The organism is Streptomyces venezuelae, assembly GCF_008642315.1.
Lineage (GTDB): Bacteria > Actinomycetota > Actinomycetes > Streptomycetales > Streptomycetaceae > Streptomyces > Streptomyces venezuelae_D.
Genome location: NZ_CP029192.1, coordinates 393,736 through 417,843 on the forward strand (window position 1 = coordinate 393,736; position 24,108 = coordinate 417,843).

The 24,108-nt window shown below is 70.6% G+C and carries 19 protein-coding genes, 2 pseudogenes and 1 riboswitch; of the genes and pseudogenes, 12 read left to right on the forward strand and 9 right to left on the reverse strand.

The features are described 5' to 3' along the window. Nucleotides 1–154: riboswitch (cobalamin riboswitch) on the reverse strand. 82 nt (nt 155–236) lie between these two features. Beyond that, entirely contained in the window at nt 237–1,655 is a 1,419-nt protein-coding gene (locus tag DEJ48_RS01835; protein ID WP_150213835.1) for a short-chain fatty acyl-CoA regulator family protein, read from the reverse strand. A 389-nt stretch (nt 1,656–2,044) separates the two neighbouring features. Here DEJ48_RS01835 and aceA point away from each other — a divergent pair, with 389 nt between their 5' ends. From aceA to DEJ48_RS01850, 3 genes are all read left to right on the forward strand, one after another. Further along, nucleotides 2,045–3,328 (forward strand): isocitrate lyase, encoded by a 1,284-nt coding sequence (gene aceA / locus DEJ48_RS01840; protein WP_150213837.1) that lies wholly within the window; start codon nt 2,045–2,047, stop codon nt 3,326–3,328. A 130-nt stretch (nt 3,329–3,458) separates the two neighbouring features. After that, the gene (gene aceB, locus DEJ48_RS01845) at nt 3,459–5,057 is read left to right on the forward strand and encodes a malate synthase A (RefSeq protein ID WP_150213839.1); all 1,599 of its coding nucleotides are present in this window, start codon (nt 3,459–3,461) and stop codon (nt 5,055–5,057) included. Next, the gene (locus DEJ48_RS01850; protein WP_150213841.1) at nt 5,054–5,944 is read left to right on the forward strand and encodes a 3-hydroxybutyryl-CoA dehydrogenase; all 891 of its coding nucleotides are present in this window, start codon (nt 5,054–5,056) and stop codon (nt 5,942–5,944) included. The genes aceB and DEJ48_RS01850 overlap by 4 nt, the downstream gene beginning before the upstream one ends. 91 nt (nt 5,945–6,035) lie before the next feature. Here the strand turns inward: DEJ48_RS01850 and cobF are convergent, their stop codons facing one another. From cobF to DEJ48_RS01870, 4 genes are all read right to left on the reverse strand, one after another. Beyond that, nucleotides 6,036–6,878 (reverse strand): precorrin-6A synthase (deacetylating), encoded by an 843-nt coding sequence (gene cobF, locus DEJ48_RS01855; RefSeq protein WP_150213843.1) that lies wholly within the window; start codon nt 6,876–6,878, stop codon nt 6,036–6,038. Between the two features lie 58 nt (nt 6,879–6,936). After that, entirely contained in the window at nt 6,937–8,067 is a 1,131-nt protein-coding gene (locus DEJ48_RS01860) for a bifunctional 2-methylcitrate synthase/citrate synthase (RefSeq protein WP_150213845.1), read from the reverse strand. A 73-nt stretch (nt 8,068–8,140) separates the two neighbouring features. Continuing rightward, the gene (gene prpB / locus DEJ48_RS01865) at nt 8,141–9,046 is read right to left on the reverse strand and encodes a methylisocitrate lyase (protein WP_150220886.1); all 906 of its coding nucleotides are present in this window, start codon (nt 9,044–9,046) and stop codon (nt 8,141–8,143) included. A 2-nt stretch (nt 9,047–9,048) separates the two neighbouring features. After that, entirely contained in the window at nt 9,049–10,557 is a 1,509-nt protein-coding gene (locus tag DEJ48_RS01870) for an MmgE/PrpD family protein (protein ID WP_150213846.1), read from the reverse strand. A gap of 279 nt (nt 10,558–10,836) precedes the next feature. On the opposite strand from DEJ48_RS01870, the gene DEJ48_RS01875 reads away from it, so the two are divergent. Next, nucleotides 10,837–12,288 (forward strand): short-chain fatty acyl-CoA regulator family protein, encoded by a 1,452-nt coding sequence (locus DEJ48_RS01875; RefSeq protein ID WP_150213848.1) that lies wholly within the window; start codon nt 10,837–10,839, stop codon nt 12,286–12,288. A 59-nt stretch (nt 12,289–12,347) separates the two neighbouring features. On the opposite strand, the gene DEJ48_RS01880 is transcribed toward DEJ48_RS01875, so the two are convergent. After that, a complete protein-coding gene (locus DEJ48_RS01880) occupies nt 12,348–12,686 on the reverse strand; it encodes a hypothetical protein (RefSeq protein WP_150213850.1) in 339 nt (112 codons plus the stop codon). Here DEJ48_RS01880 and DEJ48_RS40110 point away from each other — a divergent pair. The 3 genes and pseudogenes from DEJ48_RS40110 to DEJ48_RS01895 form a co-directional block, all read left to right on the forward strand. Then, a pseudogene (locus tag DEJ48_RS40110) lies at nt 12,651–12,858 on the forward strand (cobalt ABC transporter ATP-binding protein); the annotation flags it as partial. The gene DEJ48_RS01880 and the pseudogene DEJ48_RS40110 overlap by 36 nt on opposite strands. Nucleotides 12,859–13,024: 166 nt before the next feature. Next, nucleotides 13,025–13,189: pseudogene (locus tag DEJ48_RS40115) on the forward strand (ECF transporter S component); the annotation flags it as partial. Between the two features lie 196 nt (nt 13,190–13,385). Then, entirely contained in the window at nt 13,386–14,387 is a 1,002-nt protein-coding gene (locus tag DEJ48_RS01895) for a DMT family transporter (RefSeq protein ID WP_150213852.1), read from the forward strand. Nucleotides 14,388–14,428: 41 nt separating this feature from the next. On the opposite strand, the gene DEJ48_RS01900 is transcribed toward DEJ48_RS01895, so the two are convergent. Further along, nucleotides 14,429–15,817 (reverse strand): STM4012 family radical SAM protein, encoded by a 1,389-nt coding sequence (locus DEJ48_RS01900; protein ID WP_150213854.1) that lies wholly within the window; start codon nt 15,815–15,817, stop codon nt 14,429–14,431. A gap of 256 nt (nt 15,818–16,073) precedes the next feature. Here DEJ48_RS01900 and DEJ48_RS01905 point away from each other — a divergent pair, with 256 nt between their 5' ends. Further along, nucleotides 16,074–17,186 (forward strand): DUF1152 domain-containing protein, encoded by a 1,113-nt coding sequence (locus DEJ48_RS01905; RefSeq protein WP_150213856.1) that lies wholly within the window; start codon nt 16,074–16,076, stop codon nt 17,184–17,186. Between the two features lie 633 nt (nt 17,187–17,819). Here DEJ48_RS01905 and DEJ48_RS01910 read toward each other — a convergent pair. After that, nucleotides 17,820–18,596 carry an alpha/beta fold hydrolase gene (locus tag DEJ48_RS01910; protein ID WP_150213858.1) on the reverse strand — a complete coding sequence of 259 codons (777 nt, stop codon included), beginning with the start codon at nt 18,594–18,596 and terminating at the stop codon, nt 17,820–17,822. Between the two features lie 112 nt (nt 18,597–18,708). Here DEJ48_RS01910 and DEJ48_RS01915 point away from each other — a divergent pair, with 112 nt between their 5' ends. Continuing rightward, nucleotides 18,709–19,536: a helix-turn-helix domain-containing protein gene (locus DEJ48_RS01915; protein ID WP_190537903.1), complete on the forward strand. Its 828-nt coding sequence runs from the start codon at nt 18,709–18,711 to the stop codon at nt 19,534–19,536. 104 nt (nt 19,537–19,640) lie between these two features. On the opposite strand, the gene DEJ48_RS01920 is transcribed toward DEJ48_RS01915, so the two are convergent. After that, nucleotides 19,641–19,991: a hypothetical protein gene (locus DEJ48_RS01920; protein ID WP_150213860.1), complete on the reverse strand. Its 351-nt coding sequence runs from the start codon at nt 19,989–19,991 to the stop codon at nt 19,641–19,643. 668 nt (nt 19,992–20,659) lie between these two features. On the opposite strand from DEJ48_RS01920, the gene DEJ48_RS01930 reads away from it, so the two are divergent. The 3 genes from DEJ48_RS01930 (at nt 20,660) to DEJ48_RS01940 (ending at nt 24,097) form a co-directional block, all read left to right on the forward strand. Beyond that, complete coding sequence (locus DEJ48_RS01930; RefSeq protein WP_150213862.1) at nt 20,660–21,196, forward strand: hypothetical protein; 537 nt, start codon at nt 20,660–20,662, stop codon at nt 21,194–21,196. 231 nt (nt 21,197–21,427) lie between these two features. Then, the gene (locus DEJ48_RS01935; protein ID WP_223831838.1) at nt 21,428–22,189 is read left to right on the forward strand and encodes a trypsin-like peptidase domain-containing protein; all 762 of its coding nucleotides are present in this window, start codon (nt 21,428–21,430) and stop codon (nt 22,187–22,189) included. A gap of 471 nt (nt 22,190–22,660) precedes the next feature. Beyond that, nucleotides 22,661–24,097 carry a PP2C family protein-serine/threonine phosphatase gene (locus tag DEJ48_RS01940; RefSeq protein WP_150213864.1) on the forward strand — a complete coding sequence of 479 codons (1,437 nt, stop codon included), beginning with the start codon at nt 22,661–22,663 and terminating at the stop codon, nt 24,095–24,097. The last annotated feature ends 11 nt before the right edge of the window (nt 24,098–24,108 follow it).

Here is a 24,108-nt window from a genome sequence, read left to right on the forward strand (position 1 = left end):
CGGAGCGTGGCCGGTGCCGGCAGGTATCGGACTCGCTCCCCTTTCGAGGGGGCACACCGTTGCGGGGCAGTTCCGGATTCGCACCGGATTCCCTGTTGCCTCGAGGGCGCGCACATCCCGTGCGCACCGCCGAACCGACACTCGGACACTACATCTGGGACGACCACGACACGCCCGAGCAAGATGTAGTGGTGACGCAAGTCCATCGGAAGGGGACCTTGGACCTGGCCGCCTCATCACGAGTGGGCATGCCCCTGAGGGCCGGGCGCCACGGGGTAGGGCACGAAGGTGGTGGCGTTCTGGTCGATGTGCAGCGGGCGGCCCAGGGGCGGCGCCGCGCGCTGCGGGCACTCCAGGCGCTCGCAGACGCGGCAGCCCATGCCGATCGGGGTGGCGGCCGCGCTGCGGCCGAGGTCGAGGCCGTCGGAGTAGACGAGCCGGTGCGCGTGGCGCAGCTCGCAGCCGAGGCCGATCGTGAAGGTCTTCCCCGGCACTCCCCAGCCGCCGCGGTGGCGGGTGACGGCGCGGGCGGTCCACAAGTACCGCTGTCCGTCCGGCATTTCGGCGAGCTGGACGTGGATGCGGCCGGGGGCGGCGAAGGCCTCGTAGACGTTCCACAGCGGGCAGGTGCCGCCCGCGCGGGAGAAGTGGAAGCCGGTGGCGGACTGCCGTTTGGAGACGTTGCCGGCGCGGTCGACGCGGACGAAGGAGAACGGGACGCCGCGCAGCCGGGGCCGTTGGAGGGTGCTCAGGCGGTGGCAGACGGTTTCGTAGCCGAGGCCGTAGTGGTCGGTGAGGCGTTCGATGTCGTAACGCACCGCTTCGGCTGCGGTGTGGAAGTCGCGGTACGGCAGGATCAGCGCGGCGGCGAAGTAGTTGGCGATGCCGATCCGGGCCAGGGAGTGGGCCGGTGAGGCGGGGGCGAAGTCCTCGGCGGCCTCGCGGTCCAGCTCGTCCCCGTGCTCCAGGAGCGCGAGCTGGGTGGCCATGCGGAAGGCGCGCTGGCCGGGGCGCAGTCGCGTCGACAGGTGCAGGGTGCGCGTCGCCGTGTCGTAGTGGTGCAGTCGGTCGCCGGACTCCGTGCTCAGGTGCACCGTGTGCCGTTCGGTGAGACGGGTCGTCAGCGCGCTCAGGACCTCGCCGGGACGGATACCGATGGCGGTCGCGAGTTCCTCCGCCGCGGTGTCGATTTCGTGCAGGTAGTTCTGGCGCCGGTAGAAGTAGTCGCGGATCTCCTCGTGCGGGGAGCGCGGGGCGTCGAGTCCGGCGTCGCGGTCCCCGTCCGCCCCGACGAGTTCGGCGAGACGCTGGTTGCGGCGGCCGAGGTCCACCAGGACCCGCGCGACGGCGGGCATACGGGAGGCGAGTTCACTCAGGTCCGTCGGTGAGACGCGCGCCGCGTCGATCTCCGACGCCAGCGCCTCGTGCAGGTCCGCCATCAGGCGGCTGGTGTCCCGCTCGGAGAAGAAGTGCGCGTCGAGGCCGAACACCTCGGTCAGGCGCAGCAGCACCTGGACCGTGAGGGGGCGCGAGTCGTGTTCCAGCTGGTTCAGGTAGCTGGGTGAGATGCCGAGCGTGCGGGCCAGCTCGGCCTGGCTCATGCCGCGCTCCTCGCGCAGCCTGCGCAGCCGGGCGCCCGCGTACGTCTTGCCCATGGATCCGCTTCTCCTGCCGTTCCGGGGCGGCTCAGCGTACGCCGTCGCGCACCGCACACCGCCTTCGCAATGTTGGCAATCCGGGCCTGGAAGATTCACAGAAGTTGGCACCGATCCACGCTTGTTGGCACTCAGTGCCAGTGCCAGAGTTCTGGTGCGGCCCACCGGATCCCGGCGGGTGCGGCTCGGAACCGGGGCACGATTTATGCCCTGACGTCGGAGATCCCGGCATCGAGCGCATCCGCGTCGGCAGGATTGCTCAGCTCGCCCCACCTCGGGAGGGGTGGGCCGCACACCAGCAGTGCGGCACACAGTGCCAGCCATCGATTCATGTACTGCGCGGTGCTGACCGAATTCGCAGACGAACGACCGAGGAGACGGTGTCCTTCATGGCAACCGACACGTTGACGCAGGCAGCCGACGAACTCGCCCGCCGCTGGTCCACGGACCCGCGCTGGAAGGGCATCGAGCGTACCTACAGTGCCGCGGACGTCGTACGCCTCTCCGGGAGCGTCCGCGAGGAGCAGACCCTCGCCCGGCGCGGCGCCGAGCGGCTGTGGCGGCAGCTGCACGAGAACGACTACATCCACTCCCTCGGCGCGCTGACGGGCGGCCAGGCCGTGCAGCAGGTCAAGGCCGGGCTGCAGGCCATCTACCTGTCCGGCTGGCAGGTCGCCGCGGACGCCAACCTGGCCGGGCACACCTACCCCGACCAGAGCCTGTACCCGGCCAACTCCGTTCCCCAGGTGGTGCGCCGGATCAACAACGCGCTGCTGCGCGCCGACCAGATCGCCACCAGTGAGGGCGACCACTCCGTGGACTGGCTCGCGCCCATCGTGGCCGACGCGGAGGCCGGGTTCGGCGGTCCGCTGAACGCCTTCGAGCTGACCAAGGCGATGATCGCGGCGGGCGCCGCCGGCATCCACTACGAGGACCAGCTCGCCTCGGAGAAGAAGTGCGGCCACCTCGGCGGCAAGGTGCTCGTCCCCACCTCCCAGCACATCCGCACCCTCAACTCGGCCCGTCTCGCGGCGGACATCGCCGACGTGCCCACGCTGCTCGTCGCCCGTACCGACGCGCTCGCCGCCAACCTGCTGACCAGCGACGTCGACGAGCGGGACGCGGAGTTCGTGACGGGTGAGCGTACGGCGGAGGGCTTCTACCGGGTGCGCAACGGCATGGCCCCCGTCATCGCGCGCGGCCTGGCCTACGCCCCCTACGCCGACCTGATCTGGGTCGAGACGGGCACGCCCGACCTGGCACAGGCGCGCGCGTTCGCCGAGGCGATCCACGCGGAGCACCCGGACCAGATGCTGGCCTACAACTGCTCGCCGTCCTTCAACTGGAAGGCCGCCCTCGACGACGACCAGATCGCCAAGTTCCAGCGGGAGCTGGGCGCGATGGGCTACCGCTTCCAGTTCATCACCCTGGCCGGCTTCCACTCCCTCAACCACGGCATGTTCGACCTGGCCCGCGGCTACGCCGAGCACGGCATGACCGCCTACGTCGACCTCCAGGAGCGGGAGTTCGCGGCGCAGGAGCACGGCTTCACCGCCGTCAGGCACCAGCGCGAGGTCGGCACCGGCTACTTCGACCTCGTCTCCACCGCCGTCAACCCGAACTCCTCCACGACGGCGCTGTCCGGCTCCACAGAGGAGGAGCAGTTCCACTAGCAGTTGCACGACACAGCAACGGCAGCAGGTGGTGTTCGACGGCGGGGGCAAGACGGAGTCCCAGCTCCCGCCCGTCGATCCACCCCTGCCCTCCCTCGCTCCTTCGCCTCCTCCCCCCTCAGGAGATCCGATGTCACCGCAACTACTCACCCAGCCCGTTCAGGTGCTCGCCGCTCCCGGTGACCGCCACGACGAGATCCTCACGCCCGCCGCGCTCGACTTCATCGGCACGCTCGCCCGCACGTTCGCCCCGGATCGCGCGCGTCTGCTCAAGGAGCGCCGGCGCCGGGCGATGCGGCTCGCGGAGGGCCGCCCCCTCGACTTCTCGATGGTGACGCGGCCGATACGCGAGGACCCCGGCTGGCGGGTGGCGCCACCGGCTCCTGGTCTGACCGACCGGCGCGTGGAGATCACGGGGCCTCCCGAACGGCGGATGACCATCAACGCGCTCAACTCCGGCGCGCAGGTGTGGCTGGCCGACTTCGAGGACGCCACCGCACCGACCTGGGACAACGTGATCGGCGGACAGCTCAACCTGCTGGACGCGATCGAGCGGCGCATCGACTTCACGACCGAGGCGGGCAAGGAGTACCGGCTGGCCACCGACCGGCCGCTCGCCACCATCGTGGTCAGGCCGCGCGGCTGGCACCTCGACGAGGAACACCTGGAGGTCGACGGCCGCCCAGTGCCGGCCGCCCTCGTCGACTTCGGCCTGTACTTCTTCCACTGCGCACAGCGGCAGATCGACGCGGGACACGGCCCGTACTTCTACCTGCCCAAGCTGGAGAACCGCGACGAGGCCCGGCTCTGGAACGACATCTTCCTCCTCGCCCAGGAACTTCTCTCCATCCCCCGCGGCACGATCCGGGCCACCGTCCTGATCGAGACGGTCACCGCGGCGTTCGACATGGAGGAGATGCTGTACGAACTGCGTGAACACAGCGCCGGCCTGAACGCGGGACGCTGGGACTACCTCTTCAGCATCATCAAGACCTTCGGGCACCGCACGGACTTCCTCCTGCCGGACCGCGCCCGGGTCACGATGACCGCACCGTTCATGCGGGCCTACACCGATCTCCTCGTGCGCACCTGCCACAAGCGCGGCGCCCATGCCATAGGCGGGATGGCCGCTCAGGTGCCCGGCAAGGACCCCGAGGCGAACGCGGCCGCACTGGCGAAGGTCCGCCTGGACAAGGAACGCGAGGCCCAGGACGGCTTCGACGGGTCGTGGGTCTCTCATCCCGCGCTCGTCCCGCTCTGCCGCGAGGTGTTCGACGACGTCCTGGGGGACGCGCCCCACCAGCTGAGCCGCACACGCGAGGACGTGGCCGTCACGCCCGTGCAGCTGCTCGCCGTGCGCAAGGTGAGCGGAGCCCCGACGGCCGAGGGCGTGCGCACCAACATCTCCGTCGCGCTGCGGTACTTCGCCGCCTGGCTGCGCGGGCAGGGCGCGGTCGCCCTGGACGGCCTGATGGAGGACGCCGCCACCGCGGAGATCGCCCGGGTCCAGATCTGGCAGTGGCTGCGTCACCGTCAGATCGACCGGGAGACCGTCCTCGCCCTCGTCGAGGAGGAACTGGACGCGCTCGCCGCCGAGTTGCCGTACGCGCCCCTGGCGGAGATCCGGGACCTCCTCCAGCGCACCGCCCTCAGCACGGAGCTCCCGCTCTTCTTCACGCCCGACGCCTACACGCGCCACCTCGTGCGCACCCGGGAGCCGCGGTCATGACCATCGACGTGCAGCGGGTGGGGGTCGTCGGAGGCGGCCAGATGGGCGCGGGCATCGCCGAGGTCTGCGCCCGCGCCGGCCTGGACACGATCGTGTGCGAGGCCGACGCCACGGCCGTGCAACGCGCCCGCGACCGCGTCACCGCCTCGCTCGACAAGGCGGTCGGCCGCGGCAGGTGCACGGCCGAGGTCGCGCGGAGCGCCCTGGAGAAGATGACGTTCACCGGAGACCTGACCGACCTGGCGGACCGGCAGCTCGTCATCGAGGCGATCGTCGAGAACACCGACGCCAAGACCGAGCTGTTCGCCGCCCTCGACAAGATCGTCGAGGATCCGGCCGCGGTCCTCGCCACCAACACCTCATCGATCCCCGTGATGCGTCTCGGCATGGCGACCGACCGCGCTGACCGCGTCGTGGGACTGCACTTCTTCAACCCTGTCCCGGTTCTGCCTCTGGTCGAGGTCGTCACATCTCTGCACACCTCGTCCGATACCTCCGCCCTGGCCGAGGAATTCGCCGCCACAACGCTCGGCAAGACCGTCGTGCGCTCCCGTGACCGCGCCGGCTTCGTCGTCAACGCCCTGCTCATCCCCTACCTCCTCGCGGCGATCCGCATGACGGAGTCCGGCTTCGCGACGCCGACCGATGTCGACCACGGCATGGAGCTGGGCTGCGCGCACCCGATGGGCCCGCTGCGCCTCGCCGACCTGATCGGGCTCGACACGGTCGCGGCGATCGCCGATTCGCTGTACGAGGAGTTCAAGGAGCCGCTGTACGCACCGCCGCCGCTGCTCCAGCGCATGGTCGAGGCGGGCTTGCTGGGGCGGAAGACGGGGCGCGGCTTCCACGTCTACGAGCGGGGAGCCACCGAGAACCACCGGGGCTGAGGGGCCCGGGTGCCGCCGTCGGAAGGAGCCCGCCGCCACCCGCGACACCGTTCATCCACGGGGACCCGCCGAGTTGGTGACACCAGGAGTCTCAGGCGACGTGCCCGCCGCTCCGGTCCGTCTCCCCTGGCACCACTGACGCGGCTCCCCGCGGCGTCCCCTGCGCGATCCGCAGCAGATATGTGTCCATGATCCAGCCGTGCCGCTCGCGAGCCTCTGCGCGGACGCGCCGGATGCGTTCGGAAACCTCGTGGAGCGGCCCGGCGATGAGCAGTTCGTCCGGGGTGCCGAGGTAGGCACCCCAGTAGATCCACACGTCGTCGCCCTCGACCTGGGTGAACGACTCGTTCGCGTCGAGCATGACGACGATGTCGCCGTCGTCGTTATGGCCGACGTCGGCGAGGCGGCGGGCGGGAGTGATGTGCACCGGGCGGCCCACCTGGTTGAGTGGGATGCGGTGACGGGCGGTCAGGGAGGCGACGCTGGTGATCCCGGGAATCACCTCGACGTTCACACCGAGGGCGCCGCGGTCCTCGATGTCCCCGAGGATGCCGAGTGTGCTGTCGTACAGAGACGGGTCGCCCCAGACGAGGAACGCCCCTGTCTCACCGGCTGTCATCTCCTCGCGCATCGCCCGCTCGAAGATCTCGCCGCGCCGCTCGCGCCAGTCCTGGACGGCCGCCGTGTAGTCGGAACGGTCCATCGGGCGCCGGTCGCGACTGGGGTCCTCGACCTCCACCACGCGGTACGGGCCCTGCGCGTGCTCGTCGATCATCTGGTGGCGCAGGTCGGTCAGGGACGCTTTGTGCGGGCCCTTGCCGACGATGAAGAAGACGTCGGCGCGCCGGATCGCCTTCACGGCCTGGAGGGTCAGGTGGTCGGGATCGCCGGCTCCGATGCCGATGACGAGGATCGCGCGCTGTTCCGTACTCATGGGGACAGTCTTGCAGGGGTCTCTGCCCGGGAGGCGCCTGGAGGCTTCTCGGGACAGGTCAGCTCGGGACCGTCCGCTGCCGGTGTCCGTCGTACGAGGCGAGCGGCCTGATCAGGGCGTTGTGCGTGAGCTGTTCGGTGATGTGCGCGGTCCAGCCGGTGATGCGGCTCATCACGAAGATCGGGGTGAACACGGGGATGTCGAAGCCCATGAGGTGGTAGGCGAGGCCGGCTGGATAGTCCAGGTTCGGGTGGATGCCCTTGGACGAGATCATCGCGTGCCGCAGTGCGGCGTGCAGGGTCGCCAGGCGAGTCGTCTCCGGATCGGCGGCACGCGCGACGAGTCCGTCGAGGGCCTCCTGCATGATCGGGACCCGGGAGTCGCCGTGCTGGTAGACGCGGTGACCAAAACCCATGATCTTCCGCTTCGAGGCGAGGGCGTCGCACAGCCACCGCTCTGCGTCCCGCGGGTCGGCGATCTCGTTCAGCATGTGCATCACGGCCTCGTTCGCACCGCCGTGCAAGGGGCCCTTCAGAGCGCCGATCGCGGCGGTCACCGCGCTGTACAGGTCGGAGAGGGTGGAGGTGACGACGCGAGCGGTGAAGGTCGAGGCGTTGAAGCTGTGCTCGGCGTACAGGACGAGGGAGGTTTCGAAGCAGCGGACCACCGACGGGTCCGGGACGGCTCCGAAGCACATGTGGAAGAAGTTCTCGGCGTAACCGAGGGACGGGTCCGGTGCGATGGGTGCCAGTCCTCGGCGGCGGCGCTGGTCGGCGGCGACCACGGTCGGCAGCTTGGCGAAGAGCGCCAGGGACTTGGCGCGGTTGGCGGCGGGACTGTCGTCCTCCTCGGAAGGGTCCTCGGCGCCGAAGAAGCTCACCGCGGTGCGCAGGACGTCCATGGGGTGGCAGGTCTCCGGCAGCCGGGCGAGGAGTTCGGCGGTCGTGCGGTCGAGGGGGCGCAGGGCGCGCTCGCGGGCCTGGAGTTCGCGCAGCTGGGTGGAGTCCGGGAGCTCGCCGTGCCACAGGAGGTGGGCGACTTCCTCGAAGGAGCGACGGGCGGCCAGCTCCTGGACCGGGTAGCCGCGGTAGGTGAGGGAGTTCGTCTCCTGGATGACGGTGGAGATCTCGGTGGTGTCGACGACGACACCGGCGAGACCACGGTGGATCTCGGGGGCGCTGGTGATCATGGCGGTCCTCCGGGTATGTGCGGACGTCAAAAGCCGGGCGGCAAAGGTGAGGTGGGGCGCGCCGGGCGGCCGGTCAGGCGCCGGGCGGCAGACGGAAGTCGAAGACGGAGGCGTCGAACGCCGCGTACTCGTCGTAACCGAGGAGTTCGTACAGGCGTGAGCGCGTCATCATGTCGGGCAGCAGGGCCTTCTGCGTTCCCTCGGCCGCGATCGTGCGCAGCCCGTTCTCGACGGCGCCCATCGCGGTGCGCAGCAGGGTTACCGGGTAGAGGGCGATGTTGTAGCCGAGCAATGCCAGGGTCGGCGCGTCGAGCAGCGGGGTCTTGCCGAACTCGGTCAGGTTCGCGAGGAGGGGGACGTCCACGGCCTCACGGAACGTCTCGTACTCGGAGACGTCCGCCAGCGCCTCCGGGAAGATCGCGTCGGCTCCGGCGTCGACGTATGCCTTCGCGCGGTCGATCGCCGCGTCCAGCCCCTCGACCGAGCGGGCGTCGGTGCGGGCCATGAGCAAGAAATCCGGGTCGCGGCGGGCGTCGACGGCGGCGCGCAGCCGCTTGGCCATCTCCTCGCGCGGCGTGATCGTCTTGCCGTCGAGGTGACCGCAGCGCTTGGGGTTGACCTGGTCCTCCAGGTGCAGGCCCGCGAGGCCCGCGTCTTCGAGCAGTTGCACCGTGCGGGCGGCGTTCATGGGTTCGCCGAATCCGGTGTCGGCGTCGATGAGGACCGGCAGATCGGTGACGCGGGTGGTCTGCGCCGCGCGTGCCGCGATCTCGACATTGGTGGTCAGGCCGATGTCAGGCAGACCGAGATCCGCGGCCATCACCGCGCCGGACAGGTAGACGGCGTCGAAGCCGGTGTCCTGGATGAGGCGGGCGGAGAGCGGGTTGATGGCGCCGGGCATGCGCAGCAGTCGTCCGGAGGCGAGCTGTTCGCGGAAGGAGCGGCGGCGCTCCTGCGGCGTCGTACGGGTGTGGAGCAGCATCAGAACAGGCCTTTCGGGAGCTGCGCGTCGTACGCGGCGACGGCTTCCAGGTCCACAGCCGGGAAGAGGCCGTCGAGATCCGCCGCACCGAGGTCGGTGAGGTGCTCGGCGGCGGACAGGAAGCGGTTCTGGTCGGCGTCGGTGACGATGCCCTCGGCCAGCGTGCGGAACTTGCGCTGGTAGGCGGGACGGTCGAAGGGGCGCGCACCGGCCGGGTGGGCGTCGGCGACACCGAGCTCGTCCTCGATCACGGTGCCGTCGGCGAGGGTGATCACCGCACGACCGCCGAAGGCGCGGCGCTGTGGGTCGGGATCGTGGTAGCGCCGGGTCCACTCCGGGTCCTCGACCGTGGTGATCTTCCGCCACAGTTCGACCGTCTCGGGACGGCGGGCGCGCTCGGGCGCGTAGGACCGCTCGTGATGCCAGGTTCCGTCCTCCAGGGCGACGGCGAAGATGTACGGCACCGAGTGGTCGAGGGTCTCGCGGCTGGCACGCGGGTCGTATTTCTGCGGATCGTTCGCGCCCGAGCCGATCACGTGGTGGGTGTGGTGGCTGGTGTGCAGCACGATCGAGCGCACCTGGTCGAGCGGTCCGGCCTTGTCGCGCAGGCGCCTGGCCAGGTCGATGATCGCCTGTGCCTGGTACTCGGCCGAGTGCTCCTTGGTGTACGTGTCCAGGATCGCGCGGCGCGGCTCGTCCCGCTCCGGGAGCAGGACGGTGTAGTCGGAGCCGGGGCCGTCCAGCATCCAGGCGAGGAAGCCGTCCTCGCCCTCGTAGATCGGCGACGGGGAGGACTCGCCGCGCATGGCCCGGTCGGCGGCCTCGATCGCGGCCTTGCCGGCGAAGGCCGGGGCGAACGCCTTCCAGCTGCTGATCTCGCCCTTGCGGGACTGGCGGGTCGCGGTCGTGGTGTGCACGGCCTGCTGAATCGCCTGGTGGACGGTTCCGGTGGGCAGCCGCAGCATGGCGCCGAGGCCGCCCGCGGTGGCGGCGCTGAGGTGGGCGACGTGGTCGATCCGGTGGGCGTGCAGGCAGATGCCCTTCACCAGGGCCACGTGGATCTCGTACGCGGCGACGATGCCGCGGAGCAGGTCGGCGCCGGTGCGTCCGGTGTGCTGGGCGACCGCGAGCAGCGGCGGGATGTTGTCGCCCGGGTGGGAGTAGTCGGCGGCCAGATAGGTGTCGTGGTGGTCGAGTTCGCGGACGGCGGTGCCGTTCGCCCAGGCCGCCCACTCGGGCGGGACACGGACGCGGCTGCCGAACACGGAGGCTCCCGGTGCGGTGGCGCGGTGGGCACTCGCCTGGGCGCGGGCGACCGCGACCGGGCGCCTGGTCACAGAGGCGACGGCGACCGAGGCGTTGTCGATCACACGGTTGACGGCCATGGCGACGCTGCTCGCGTCGAGTTCGTCGGTGGCGGTGGCGACGGCGGCCAGCTTCCAGGCCAGCTGGCCCTCGCGAGGCAGAGGGTCGGAGCTGGGGTGGACGCGGACTCGGTGCTCGATCACGTGACTCCTCACGGTGGGCGGCCGAAGCCTGCCCTGGTACGGAAACGCACGCCGCAACGGGCGACGGCGGGCACGGGGCGGATGCGGGGCGGATGCGGGGCGGGCAACGCCCCTGCCGATGCGGTGATCCTGCCCGCTCCACCGGCGCGGGACCACCGGCCGAAGCTGTGGAATCCGTACAGGTCACGACGGATGATCTGCGAATCCTGCGAAGAACGCGGATGCTAGATTCGCAGGAACGAGCCCGTCGCGGTGTTCGCAGGTACAGGAGGCGCGCCCATGCCCCGGCGTCCCGCCGAGCGCAAGATCTACGCCCATGCGAAGCTGCGCCGGCTGCGGCGTGAGGCAGGCATGAACCAGGTGGAGATGGCTCGTTCGCTCGGCATCTCGACGAGTTACGCCAATCAGATCGAGCAGAGTCAGCGCCCGCTGACAGCCTCCGTGCTGCGGCGCGTGGCGGATGTCTTCGGGGTCGCCCCGGAGTACTTCTCCGGGGCCGACGAGGATCGCCTGGCGACCGACTTGCGGACCGCGCTGGCCGACGAGGCGTGCGGCGCCCAGCCCCCACCGGTGGAAGAGATCGCCGAGGCGGTCCGTGACCACCCCGCGGTGGCGCGCGCCCTGGTGACCCTGCACCGCCGCTACCGTGACGCCGCCGCACAGGCGGCCGCGCTCGGCACCCCGGACCAGAGCTCGGCGAACCCGGCGGCGATGCCGTCCGCCGAACCGCACGACGACGTGCGGGACTTCTTCTACGCCCACCACAACCACTTCGCACCGCTCGACGCGGCCGCCGAGGAGCTGGCCCGGGACATGGAGCTGCGGCCGGGGCAGATCGCCGGGCCGTTGGCCGTACGGCTTGCCGTGCGGCACGGCCTGACGGTGGTACAGGCGGCCGCGGGCCGTGCGGCCGATGCCCGTCGTCTGGACCGTGATTCCGGCCTGCTGTTCCTGTCGCCGTGGCTGAGTGACGGACAGCGGGCGTTCCAGCTCGCCACCCAGCTCGCGCTCTTCGAACACGCCTCCCTTCTCGATGATCTGACGGACAGGGCGGGCGAGTTGGGCTCGACCGAGGCATCGGCCCTGGCCCGCATCGGGCTCGCGAACTACTTCGCAGGCGCGCTGCTGATGCCGTACGCGGCGTTCCATCGGGCGGCGGAGGACAGCGGCTACGACATCGAACTGCTCGCGGCACGCTTCGGCGTCGGCTTCGAGACGGTCTGCCATCGGCTCAGCACACTGCAACGGCCGGGGCGGCTCGGCGTGCCGTTCTCCTTCCTGCGGGTCGACCGCGCCGGGAACATCTCCAAGCGGCAGTCGGCCACCGACTTCCACTTCTCGCGCCTTGGCGGCACCTGCCCGCTGTGGACGGTGTACGAGGCGTTCTCCGCCCCGGGCCGGGTCCTCACCCAGGTCGCCGAGATGCCGGACGGCAAGCGGCACTTCTGGATCGCCCGCACCGTCACGCGCGGCGGCCACGGGCATCACGCGCCGCGCGCCGAGTTCGCCGTCGCGCTCGGCTGCGAGCTGCGCCACGCCCATCGGCTGGTCCACGCGGCAGGAGTCGCACTCGACGACCCTCGGGCTGCCACGCCGATCGGGCTCGGCTGCCGGATCTGCGAACGCCGGGACTGCGCCCAGCGGGCCCGCCCACCGGCCGGCGGCCGGCTGGCGATCGACGCCGACCGGCGCACCCATGTGCCCTATCCGGTGGAGGGGCAGGAGGACTGAGTCCGGCTCCTGCCCCGCTTGTCCGCTTTCCGGCGCTCCGAGGGCTTCGCTGACGTGCTTCAGCCTCCGTAGCGCAGCGCGATCGTGTCACCGGCGTTGATCACCGTGCCGCGGCTCGCCGCTGCGGCCGGCGTGCCGTCGGGGCTCGACTGCCAGGTCGAACTGCCGTTGTTCGTCTTGCCGTTGACGGACGTAATGGTGCCGTCGCCGGTGCCGGGTGTCGTCTCGGTGACGCAGCCCGTGGGGGCCGCGGAGGTCTGCGCCGCGTCGAGGAGTGCGCCCAGTGTGGTGGTGGCCGAGGTGGGGGTGAAGGTGACGGCGCAGACCTTGAGTGCGGTGCCGTCGTCGACGGTCAGTGCGAGGCTGGTCGGGGCCGAGCGGTCGTGGTCTCCACGCATGACGTGGAGTCCGCCGCCAGGACCGCCGACCGGGTGGTGGTGATGGCCGAGGGCGAGACCGTCGCGGACGGGCCCCGCCGCCGACGTGGTCGTGTCCTCACCGGTCTTCGCGCCGCAGGTCGCCAAAATCCTGTCACCACTCCCCTACCTGACGGTGCGGCAGGCGGTGTGAGCCCTCCCCGACGCCCGGAAGGGCGACGCCGGCACATGAGCCTCTCCCCCCGACAACCCCGCACCACGGCAACCGCATCACACCGCGCGCCGGAGTGGTCATCACCCTGGCCGTTCCAGGGGGCGGATGCCCGCGTTGACGGCGGAGAGCACGCCGAGCATGGCCAGGGCCTGACACCGGCCGAGCGGTCACGAACTTCGTCTGCATCACCCTCGCGGGCCCCGCCGTACTGACCGTCTTCCGCCGCGCCGCACGCAAGGCCCGCTTCCAGGCCCCGATTCGGTTCGTCCGCCGGACCACAGCGGGCCACGACGAGCTGTCCGGCCGGTAACGGGAGAGCCGCTGCCGCTCCCCCTGGGACCATGGACGTCGCTTCGGTCTGAACGCATGAAGTAACGGGCCTGGCAGGGGGACGAGTTGGTGGATTCGCCCGATGGGTCGCGCGTCCTGGTGCGGGTTAGCTTCACCTGACGGACGGACCACGGGGTCCGTCCAGCGCTGCGCTGAGAGGACGGGCGGGCCTACACATGCGACCCACATCGGATGACAACAAGCGGGAGCCGGCCGGTGGAGTCGGCCTGATCGCGGCTGCCGCCGTGCTGTGGGGGACCGTCGCACCGGCACAGCTGCTGGCCGACACCTCGGTCGACCCCGTGACCCTGGGAGCCTGCCGGATGCTGCTGGGAGGCATGGCGCTGGGGCTGTTCACCGTGCGCGTCGCGGGTCTGCGGACCTTGTTGCTGCCCGGGGTGCGTGGCTGGATGCCGGTGAGCGTGGCGGTGACCGCGTCGTTCCAGGCCTGTTTCCTGGTCGCGGTCGACCGGTGCGGGGCGGCGCTGGCCACCGCGGCCGCCTTCGGCACCGTGCCTGTCGTGGCCGGGCTCTCGGCGCGGCGGCTCGGCGGGGACCGGCTCGGCCCCCGCTGGGCAAGCGCGACGGCCTGCGCGGTCGTGGGGCTCGCGCTGCTGCTGCTCCCCGGTGCGGGTGCCCGTGTCGATGCCGCGGGGGTGGCGCTCGGGTGCGTGGCGGGTGCGAGCTTCGGGGTGTACATCGCGCTCACGCGGCGGATCGCCGTGCTCGGTGCGGATCCCTCGGCGGCCGCCCCGGTGAGCGTGGTGTGTGCCGGTCTCCTCGTGTCGCCGTGGCTGGCCGTCCGGCCTGATGGCCTCGCGCGGCCGGAGAGCCTGCTGCTGGTCGGCTATCTGGGCCTGGCCACCACGGCCTTGGGGTACCTGCTGTTCACCAAGGGGGTGGCCCGCGTCAGCGGTGCGACGGCGGGCACTCTCAGTTTGATCGAACCGCTGGTGGCGGCGGGTCTGGGAGTCGTACTGCTGGGAGAGCGGCCCGGCCTGCTCGCGGCCGCCGGAGCGGCACTGCTGCTGGGCGGTCTGGTGGTGACCTCGATGCCGTCCCGGGGCCGGGGCGAGGCGGAGCGGCGAAAGGAGCCCCGGCTCCGGGACGACGGCGGCAGCTGCCACGCTGTTCAGGACCGGCCCGTGGTGACCGGGCGGCGATCCGAGGGCGGGTGAGCCCGGCGCCGCCCCCGGGCCCTGCCGGAGGGCGAGGACCGTCAGCGGTCCTGGTAGGAGGCCATCGCGTCGTTCACCCGGGCGGAGAAGAACAGGGGTCCGATCGCGTCGGCCCAGGCCATGCCCTCGCCCGTCAACCGCACCAGGTCCGACTGCTCGGTCCGCGTCCAGTCCCGCGCGGCGAGCAGCGCGAACTGCTCGGGGTAGTCCCCCTCGGGGGAACTGCCGAATTGGCGCCGGTAGGCGTCGCGGGACAGCCCGCCGGATTCGAGGAGGGTCTGCAGGACGTACATCCTGCGCCGCTCGTCGCCGTCCATCTCGAACACCCACTGGGCGCGGCGGAACTGCTCGGTGGGGGTGGCGATGTAGTCGTCGATGATCCGGCGTACCTCGGGCACCGCCACGGCGTAGTCGGTGGTGTAGTGCAGGTCGGTGGTGAACGAGCGGGCACCCACGCCCAGGCCGACCATTCCGGCCTGTTGGTTGTACTCGCTGATGCTGGTCTCGTCCGCGCCCTGCACGGCGGCGGTGCCGGGGCGCCTGAAGACCCGCATGGACGTCTGCTCGTATCCCGCCGCCAGCAAGTGGTCCCGGCCGAAGCGGTAGAGCCGCAGCCGCTGCTCGTCCCAGAGCGCGCCGTCCTTGTCGTGGCGCGCCATCAGACCGGTCAGCGGGCGGACGTACAGCGGATAGAGGTAGATCTCCTCCGGCTCCCAGGCCAGGGCCGCGTCCAGCGAATAGCGGAAGCTGTCCTCGGTCTGGCCGTCGATACCGTAGATCAGGTCGATGTTGAGGACCGGGAAGGCCGCCTCCTTGAGGAGCTTGAGGGCCCCTTCGACCTCCTCGCGCTTCTGCGGCCGGACCGCGGCGCGCGCCTCGGCGTCGATGAAGCTCTGCACTCCGATGCTCAGCCGGGTCGCGCCGCGCTCCTTTAGTACCGCGATCCGGTCGGCGGTCGCGGTGGCCGGGGAGGTCTCCACGGACCACGGCACAGCGGCGAGGTCCGCGCCCATCACGTCCTCGCAGATGGTGCACAAGCGGGTCAGTTCGGCGGCCGTCAGATACGTGGGTGTGCCGCCGCCGAACGCCGCGAGGGCGAAGCGGACCGGGTCCCCCTTGACCTCGAGCGCCTCACGCGTGACCCGGGCCTGGCGTTCCAGCGTGGCGAGGAACGCCCGGGTGACGTCCTCGGGCGCGCCCGTGCGGGTGAACAGGTTGCAGAACCCGCAGCGCATTTCGCAGAACGGAATGTGCACATACAGGGAGAGGGCGTCCAGCCGCTCGCGCGACCACAGGTCGCGCAGCAAAGGGCCGTCTTCCAGGAGACGGTAGGACTTCTGATGCGGATAGGCGTACACGTACTGCTTGTAGGGCGTCTCCGGCTCGGCCGAGCCGGACGGAACTAACGGAAGCGGGACAGTAGTCGCCATGAAGCGGAAGGTTCCTTTCGGTGCGAAATCATCGATCGCGCCCACCGGTAACCGTACGTACGCCGCTCCTGCGCAGCGACGGTGCGAACCTCCCAATATCGCGGCCCGGCGAGAATCGAATTGGGACCTTCGCTGTATTGCCCCATTCTGAATTCTGTACTTCCCCTGCACTCCGGGGATTTGTCTCCACCCGACTCGGGCCCGGTTTCATCATTCCTGGCGCGGCGCGTTCAGCTGATGCGATACCTGTGATGCCATGACGAACCTTCTGATAGCCGCGGGCGGTGGCGGCGATGTCATCACCACCACCGCGGTCCACGCAGCCCTGCACGGCGTTGGATCCCCCGCTCTCGTCCTCACGTACGCCTGGGAGCGGCTGACCGTCGACCCGGTCCCGGGGCCCCGGCGCGCCTCGGACTTCACGGACACCGTGGCCGCCGGATCCGTACTGCGTCTACTCACCCCCGCCTCGGCCCCCGTGCCGCCGGCCGGTTCGTCACTGCCCCGGCTCGCGGCCGACCTGCCGGTGCGCCTCGGGCTGCTCGACCCCTACGACGGAGCCGTGGGCCTTGCCCGCCAGGTCGAGGAGGCCGCCGCGTACTGCGGCGCCACCCGGATCGACATCGTCGACGTGGGCGGAGACATCCTGACCGACGGCACCGAACCCACCCTGCGCAGCCCGCTGGGCGACGCGCTGGTGCTCGCCGCCTGCGCAGGCACCGGCCTGCCGGCCCGCGTCCACGTGGCCGGTCCCGGCCTGGACTGCGAGATCCCCGAGAAGGATGTGCTGCGCCGCCTGGAGGGGACGCCACCGGCCATGACCCTGACGCCGCGGCACACCGGTGTCGTGGAGCACGTCTTCGACTGGCATCCCTCCGAGGCGAGCGCGCTCGTGGCGGCCGCCGCCCATGGCGTACGAGGGGTGTGCGGCATCCGGGACGCACCGCAGCCGGTCCCCCTGACCGACACCGGTGCGTGCGTGTACCGGCTGCCGCTGGCCCGCGCGCTCGCCCTCAACCCCCTGGCGCGTGCGCTGCGGGACACCACCGCCCTGGCCCGGGCGGAGGACGTCAGCCGACGCGTCTGCGGCTTCTCCGAGATCGCCCGCGAGCGCGAGCGCGCCCGCACGGGCACATGGCGCGATCCCGCCAGCGGAACTCAGCGGGCAAGGGGCTCCCGCACGACCTTGGCCGACCGGTTCACCCACTGGTCGGCGCAGATCGCGGGGCACGGCATCCAGTACGTGACCACACGTCGCGTCCGCGAGGAACTCGACCTGACCGCAGATGAGTTCAGCCGACTCCGTGACCAGCAACGGCACGGTCGCACGGGGGATGCGGGGAGCCCGTTGTGGAGAGTGGAGCAGTAACGAGGAAGACGGTGAAGCGGGAGCGGACGTACGACAGCACCGAACTGTCTTGACTGCGGGACCGGCTCGGCCGCGCGGATGTCGGTCCTGGACCCGTGGTGTCCGAGCTCGTGCGAGCGGATATGCGGAGCGGAAGAGCCCCGGTTCCTCCTGGGCGCGGTCCACGACGAGGGGTCGTCGGCGTCGGCCACCCTGACGGGGCCGCCGATCACCGCGTTCGTCCGACAGGAGACGAGCCGGACGTCGATGGCCGGACCGTCGCACATCGTGACCTTGTACCAGCCGTTGACCGCCCCCACATTGCGGAAGGGGCGACGCGACGAGCACGTCCCGTCCGCGTCGGCGTCCGCATCAGCGTCACCCGAACGGAGTCCCGCCGCCGGTGGATCGCCTGCACCCGGCACACAGCGGCACCCGCGGGCGGCGGCGCCCTGGGCGGGCGCTCGCGGCCCTTCTCGGCACGGCGCCGGGCGATGAGACCGACCTGCTTGTCGCCCCGGTCGGCCGCGGCAAGCAGGGCTGGCTGAGGTGCGTATCAACGCGGGAGGGTCGGGCCCAGGCCTCGCACTGTCACGCGGTGGGGCGTCCCGCGGGTGATCGGGGACGAAGTCGATTTTCGGGCCGCGCAGATGGTCAGGCTGCTGGTGCGAATGCCGTGATTGCGTCGACGAGGTCGGCCGGAGCTTCCAGCGGGATCAGGTGACCCGTGTTCGGAATCACCGTGAAATCGGCTCCGGAGAGGTAGGGCACCAGGTTGTTGACGAGCACGTCGACGGGCTCGACATGGTCGTTCTCCCCGGCGACGACGAGGGCGGGGACGCTGATCATGCGGGTGTGCTCGCAGACGTCCTCCGCGATACCGCGCAGCGGCCACTCCGTGCGGGCGGCGTCGGTGCTGGCCCGCGAGTCGGTCGCGATCTGCGACTTGATCGATTCAGGCAGCTCGGTCGCGGTGAGGATGTGATCCCGTGCGCCGGCGACGGACTCGTCGGAGTCGTAGGCGTGGGAAAGGCCTTCCCGGTACTCGGGAGTGATCCCTGCGGCGGGCTTCGCCGGACCGGAACCGACGAGGATGATCCCCCGGAGGCCGACGGGCCGGGTCGCCGCGATGAGCTGCGCGACCTTGCCACCCATGGAATGTCCGACGAGGACGTAGTCGGTGACGCCCGCGTCGGCGATCACGGCGAGCGTGTCATCGGCGAGTTGGCGGAGGGTGTAAGGGCCGGCCAGGTTGCTCGAGCGACTCCACCCGCGGAAGTCGACAGTGAGCATGTCGCGTCCCGCCAGGCGGTCGACGACGAGGTCCCAGGTGCGGGCGGATCCACCCCAGTAGTGCAGAAACACCAGGGTCGGTCCGGTCCCCGGCCGGTGGTCATAAACGGGCAGTAGCGGCTGCTGCGTCGTGTTCATCGTGAATCTCTCGATCAGTGTTCTGGGGCGGTTGTTCTGTGTGTCCATTGAATCTCTGCCGCTGTGCCGGGGCATCGGCAGGACTGGTCGCCTGATGGTGGAAACTGGACAGATGACTGTGATCCGGCAGATGACCTACCAGCCCGTCGGGCGCCGTGCCGCCACTGTCGAAACCATGACGTTCGACCGCCTTCGCGAGCTGAACGACGGCGGGACACAGCGTGCCGACTTCCACGTCCTCGCCGTCGTCGATGCTGGGCACGGATCCGTCACCGTGGACTTCCTCCGACACCCGCTCCAGGAGCGGTCCGCGGTGTGGGTCGCTCCTGGAGCTGTGCACCGATGGGATGACATCGCTGGCGTGGCTGGGCACGTCGTGCTGTTCGTGCCGACCGCGCCGGTCACCCACGCCACCCGGGAGCTCGTCGGGTCCCCGGACCTGGTTGCACACTGGAACATTCCCGACGCCGACTGGCCGTTCGTCGACACCGCCCGCAACCATCTCCTCCTCGAAGCATCCGCCCCACCAGGGGATGGCTCGACGGAGCTGCCCGAGATCCTGCTCTCCGCGCTCATCGCCCGGCTCCGGCCCCCGCACGCCGAAGCACGGTCGATCAATCCGGTGTTCAGACTGTTCCGGTCCAGCGTCGAAGCGCACTACCGGGAACATCACGACGCCGGCTACTACGCCCGGACACTGGGATACGCGCCCCGCACCCTCTCAAGAGCGGTGCAGCAGGTCACCGGCCGCAGCGCGAAGGCGTACATCGTCGATCGGATCGTCCTGGAAGCCAAACGGCTCCTCGCACACGACCGCCTCACCGCGGCCGCCTGCGCCAACACGCTCGGCTTCCCCGACGCGTCCAACTTCTCGGTGTTCTTCCGGAAGGCGACAGGCATGCGCCCGGGCGCATGGCAGGCGACGGTGGCCGTCGAGTGAGGGGGCTTACTTAAGAAGGGCACTCAAATCCATGATCACAGAGCGTTGCACCTCCGTGATCGCCAGGACCCAGTACCCGCCTCGCTGTTTGAGTACCACCGCGCCTATCTGCGCGGACTCTTGTCGTCGACGCCGAAACACAGGCCCTGGTGACAGCTCAGGGACTCGGACTCGACGATGTGCCCGCGGCCGACCGGGTGGTCCGGCTCAAGAGGACGGCCAACCTGGCCAAGGGAGGCGTCGCCGTCGACGTGACGAGCAGCCTGCACCCGGACTTCGGCCCATGGGCCGCGTCCGTGGAAGCTCTTCGGCACGAGAATCCTCGCCATCGACGCCCTGTGCGTCACCCCGCGGGACCCGCCGACGGCCGCCACCATCCTGGAGGTCAACACCGCGCCGGAGTGGGTCCACCACACGTTCTCCCGCGAGGGCACCCACGACATCGCGACGCGCATCCTCCGCTCCTGATTCGGCCTGTGAGGCCATGGCTGTGCGCCCCAGGGCCAGTTTCCGCCCACGCGGCCCAGTCGCCACCTTGCGGGTCAGGATCCTCCCGTGGCGGCACCGGATTCGGAGCCGTCTCGATCAGGTGCACGAGCGTCCGGTCGATCTCCTCCTCGCTCGCGTCCCATCGGACCGTGCGCGGACGAGGACCTATTGGCCCGCGTCACGAGCGTCGTCGACTCCGACAGCCACGTCGACGGCCCCACGCTCGACTGGTTGGACCGACGCCTCGCCGAACACCGCCGCGCCGAGAACGTCATCGGCTCGCGTCCGTCCGGCTTACCACCCGCACCTCGTGCCCGGCGGCCTCCAACGCCGTCACGGCGATCTTGTTGGTCGCGGACAGGTTCCGCGTGGAGTCATCGCGCGCACCGGCAGGTGAAACGGCCGACGACCACCTGACTCCTGGATGGACTACCGGCGGCGCCGGTGGCCGGCAGCTCGAAGAGCCTGGTTCGCGGGCGTGGCCCACCCCCTCTCGCGGACGCCTTCGGGTCCGACGAGCAGAAGGCGATGCGCTACGCGGACTCCCCACGAGCCCTACTGGAACAGGCCGCTGAACAGAACCTTCGATGAAACCTGCTCGACCAGGACGCAGCGTGAAGGGAATCATGGAGGAGTGACGTCGACCGAAGCAGCAGCCATCGCTCTCCAGGACCATGCCGCCCTCTGGAGCATTGCGGAAATCCGTGCCAGCGATGTCGTGCATGCCGCCTGTGATGCGCTTGTCACCGGACTCGACACCCCCGGCCTTCGCGTCCTCGCCGCCTGCACGCGCGCCGAAGCGGACTACGACGTCCACGACCTGCTTCCCGAGGCACTCAGCGAACTTGGCCTCTCCTTCTATCCGGTCGGCAGCGAGGCCGGCGAGGAAGCCGCCGCCCGAGCCCTCGCGCGACGCATGCTCGCCGGAGAGCTCACGCCTCGGGAGTTCACCTTCCGGATTCACCAGCGCCACGGACATGAACTGCCCCTGACCGAGCGCCTCGCTGAACTCGACGACGAGTACGACGTCCTCGAGTACGGCGACAGAACCGTGGACCAGGTTGATGCCGAGGTGGCGGCCGAAGCCCGCCGCCTCGCAGCCCACCCCATGGTGTCCGCCGAGCAGCGGGGCGTAGGGGGTGGCTCGTGTTCCCCGGATACTGCCGGGTGAGCAACGCCTGGGATCCCCCCGCTTCCCGGTGACCTTCGCATCGGCGGCACCCGTGATGGGCGTGAGCGTGGATGGCATGGAGGGGCAGTGCGAGGTCTGTGGTTCGTGGCTGTCCCGTGATAGGGATGAGGCACTTTTCTCCTCTCTGGGTGTTGTCCGGCGACGTTGACCTGTGGCTTCGTCCCGGGCGCTCGGCCCGGTCGCCCCCAGCCTCACTCGGGAAGTGATCGCGTGTTACGTGTCATACGCACCCTCGGTCTCGCCGTACTCCTGGCGGGCATGTCCCTCTTCGCGGCCCCGTCCGCCGGCGCGGCCACCACCCTCACGCCGGTCGGAGGCGGCACCGGGATCATCTTCCGCATCGTGCCCAGCCCGGAGGACCCGCAGGGCTACCAGGTCTGCACCCTCACCGCGGTCGGCCGTGACGCGACCGGCAACCTGGTGGGCCTGACCAACGCCCACTGCTTCATCGACGAGCAGGGCAACAAGCTGGTCGGCGCGACGCTCTACCGCGACACCTCGCCCGCCGGCACCGCCGCCGCTCCGGCCGACCTCAAGGCCAGCCGCCCCGACCTGGCCACCGGCCCCATCGGCACGGTGACGTACGTCAGCACGCCCAACAACCTGCTCAACACCGGCCCCAAGGGCCTGGACTTCGCGGTGATCGACCTGGATGAGACCAGGGTCGCCCCCACCGACACCGTCGGCCAGACGACCATCACATCGATCGGCGCCCCTCCCGCCAACGGGGTCCGCATGTGCAAGCAGGGCCACCGCACCGGCCTCACCTGCGGCATCAAGCTGGGCACCCACAACATGTGGTTCACCCACCTCATCTGGACCGACGGCGGTGACTCCGGTTCGCCCGTCGTCAGTGGCCAGACCCTGGTCGGCAACGCGTGGGGCGCCCAGCACAGCTCGCCGATCCTGAGCATCATCGACGAGATGAACGCCAACGGCGGCGTCGGCGCGGGCTTCCACCTCGCGAACTGAACCGCACCCGTAGCAGCGGACAGCGGGTCGGCCGGCGGCGGGGCTGCCGACACCCGGCAGCCCCGCCCCTCCCAGCGGTCAAATCGCGCCGTTCTGATACGCCCAACATGGCACTCTCGTACGGTAGTTCGCCCCGCATGCGGTGCGGGATCGTCGCCGGTCCCGCACCTCGGAGGCGTCACGGCTCGCGCGGGCACCACTCGTACGCGCCCACACCCACCTCCCCCGCCAGAGCCCCACATTCCGCGTCGTACCTCTACACAGCCTTCACCCTCTCCCTCTAGACTTCCGCATCCGGGTACGCGTATCTGCAGGACATAGGCATATGCCAGAAGCACCACCGCATCGTGTGTTGCCAAATCCCTTACGGCCCACCCCCCGCTGTGCCAAAGTCGTTAGCGGTCCACCACCCGTCAAGCTGGTCGCACCGCACCTTCCACGGAGTCGCACCGCACCTCAACGGAGCACCTCATGCCGTCCCATCTCTTTGCGGACCACGCAGCCGCCCAGCCGCCCGAGCGCGGCCCGGTCGATGCGCTGATCACGCAGACGCGCCGGCTCCGCGTCGACGTCGACGCCGTGCGGCGCGACGCCGTGGCCGACGGCGGGGACGCGGCCGTGCGCTGGCAGCGGGCCCTGTGCGACCTGGCGGTCCATCAGCTCAACGATCTCGACGACCACCTGGCCCAGCTGCGGGACGGCCCGCCACGAACGGGCGGGGAGCCCGCGGCGCCGGCCGTCCCGGAGTCCACCGAGCCGGGCCGCGGCTCTCTCCTGAGCCGGGTGGGCAGCGCCGAGTGGAACCTGCTCACCGACGAGGCGACCTGGTCCGGCGAGCTCTACGACATCCTCGGCCGCGACCGGGCCGCTCCCCCGCTCTCCCTCGACGAGATCCCGTCCCTGGTGCACCCCGAAGACCAGCCCCAGCTGACGTCGATGGTCACGGACTGCCTCATCGACGGGAAACCCATAGACGGCGAGTTCCGCATCCTGCGCTCCGACGGCCGCGAACGCCAGGTGCACATGATGGGCGAGCCCGTGCTGGCCGCCGACGGCTCCACCGCCTCCATGTGGGCGGTCCTGCGGGACGTCAGCGAGCTGCGCCGCAGCCAGCGCGTCCTGCGCGAGAGCCGCGACTCGCTCCAGCGCCACCACGACATCGCGCAGACCGAGCACCGCCTCGCCGTCGCCCTGCAGGAAGCGGTCCTGCCGCCGTGGCGGGGTTCCCTGCGACTGCCGCACGGCGGTCCTGGACGCCTCGACCTCGCCGCCCAGTACCTCCCCTCCGCGACCAGCGCACTCATCGGCGGCGACTGGTACGACGCGATGGAACTGCCCGGCGGCGACGCCCTGCTGAGCGTCGGCGACCTCACCGGGCACGGCGTCGCCGTCGCCTCCGGCATGGCGATGCTGCTCGGCGCGCTGCGCGGCATGGCGGTCGCCGGAGCGCGACCAGGGCACCTCGCGGAACCCGGCCACATCATGGGCTGGCTGAACCAGCTGCTGGACGCCACCGCCCAGCCCGCCCTCGGCAGCGCCGTCTGCTGCCGCTTCGATCCCGCCACGCACTTACTCACCTGGGCACAGGCCGGGCACCCCGCCCCGCTGCTGTTCCGCGACGGGACGGGGCGCGCGCTCACACCACCGAAGGGCGTGCTCCTGGGCGCGACCTCCGGCGCGGCGTACGAGCAGGCCGATGAGCAACTGCGGCCCGGAGACCTGTTGCTGCTGCACACCGACGGCCTGGTGCCGCGGCGCGACAGGGACACGGCGACGGGCCTGCTGCTCTCCCTCGCGTCCCGTTTCACCGGGGCGCGGACAGCGCAGGACTGCGTGCGGACCGTCGTCGAGGAATTCGGCGAGGCACCTCGTGAGGACGACGCCTGCCTGTTGGTCGCGCGGGTCTGACCTGCCGACCG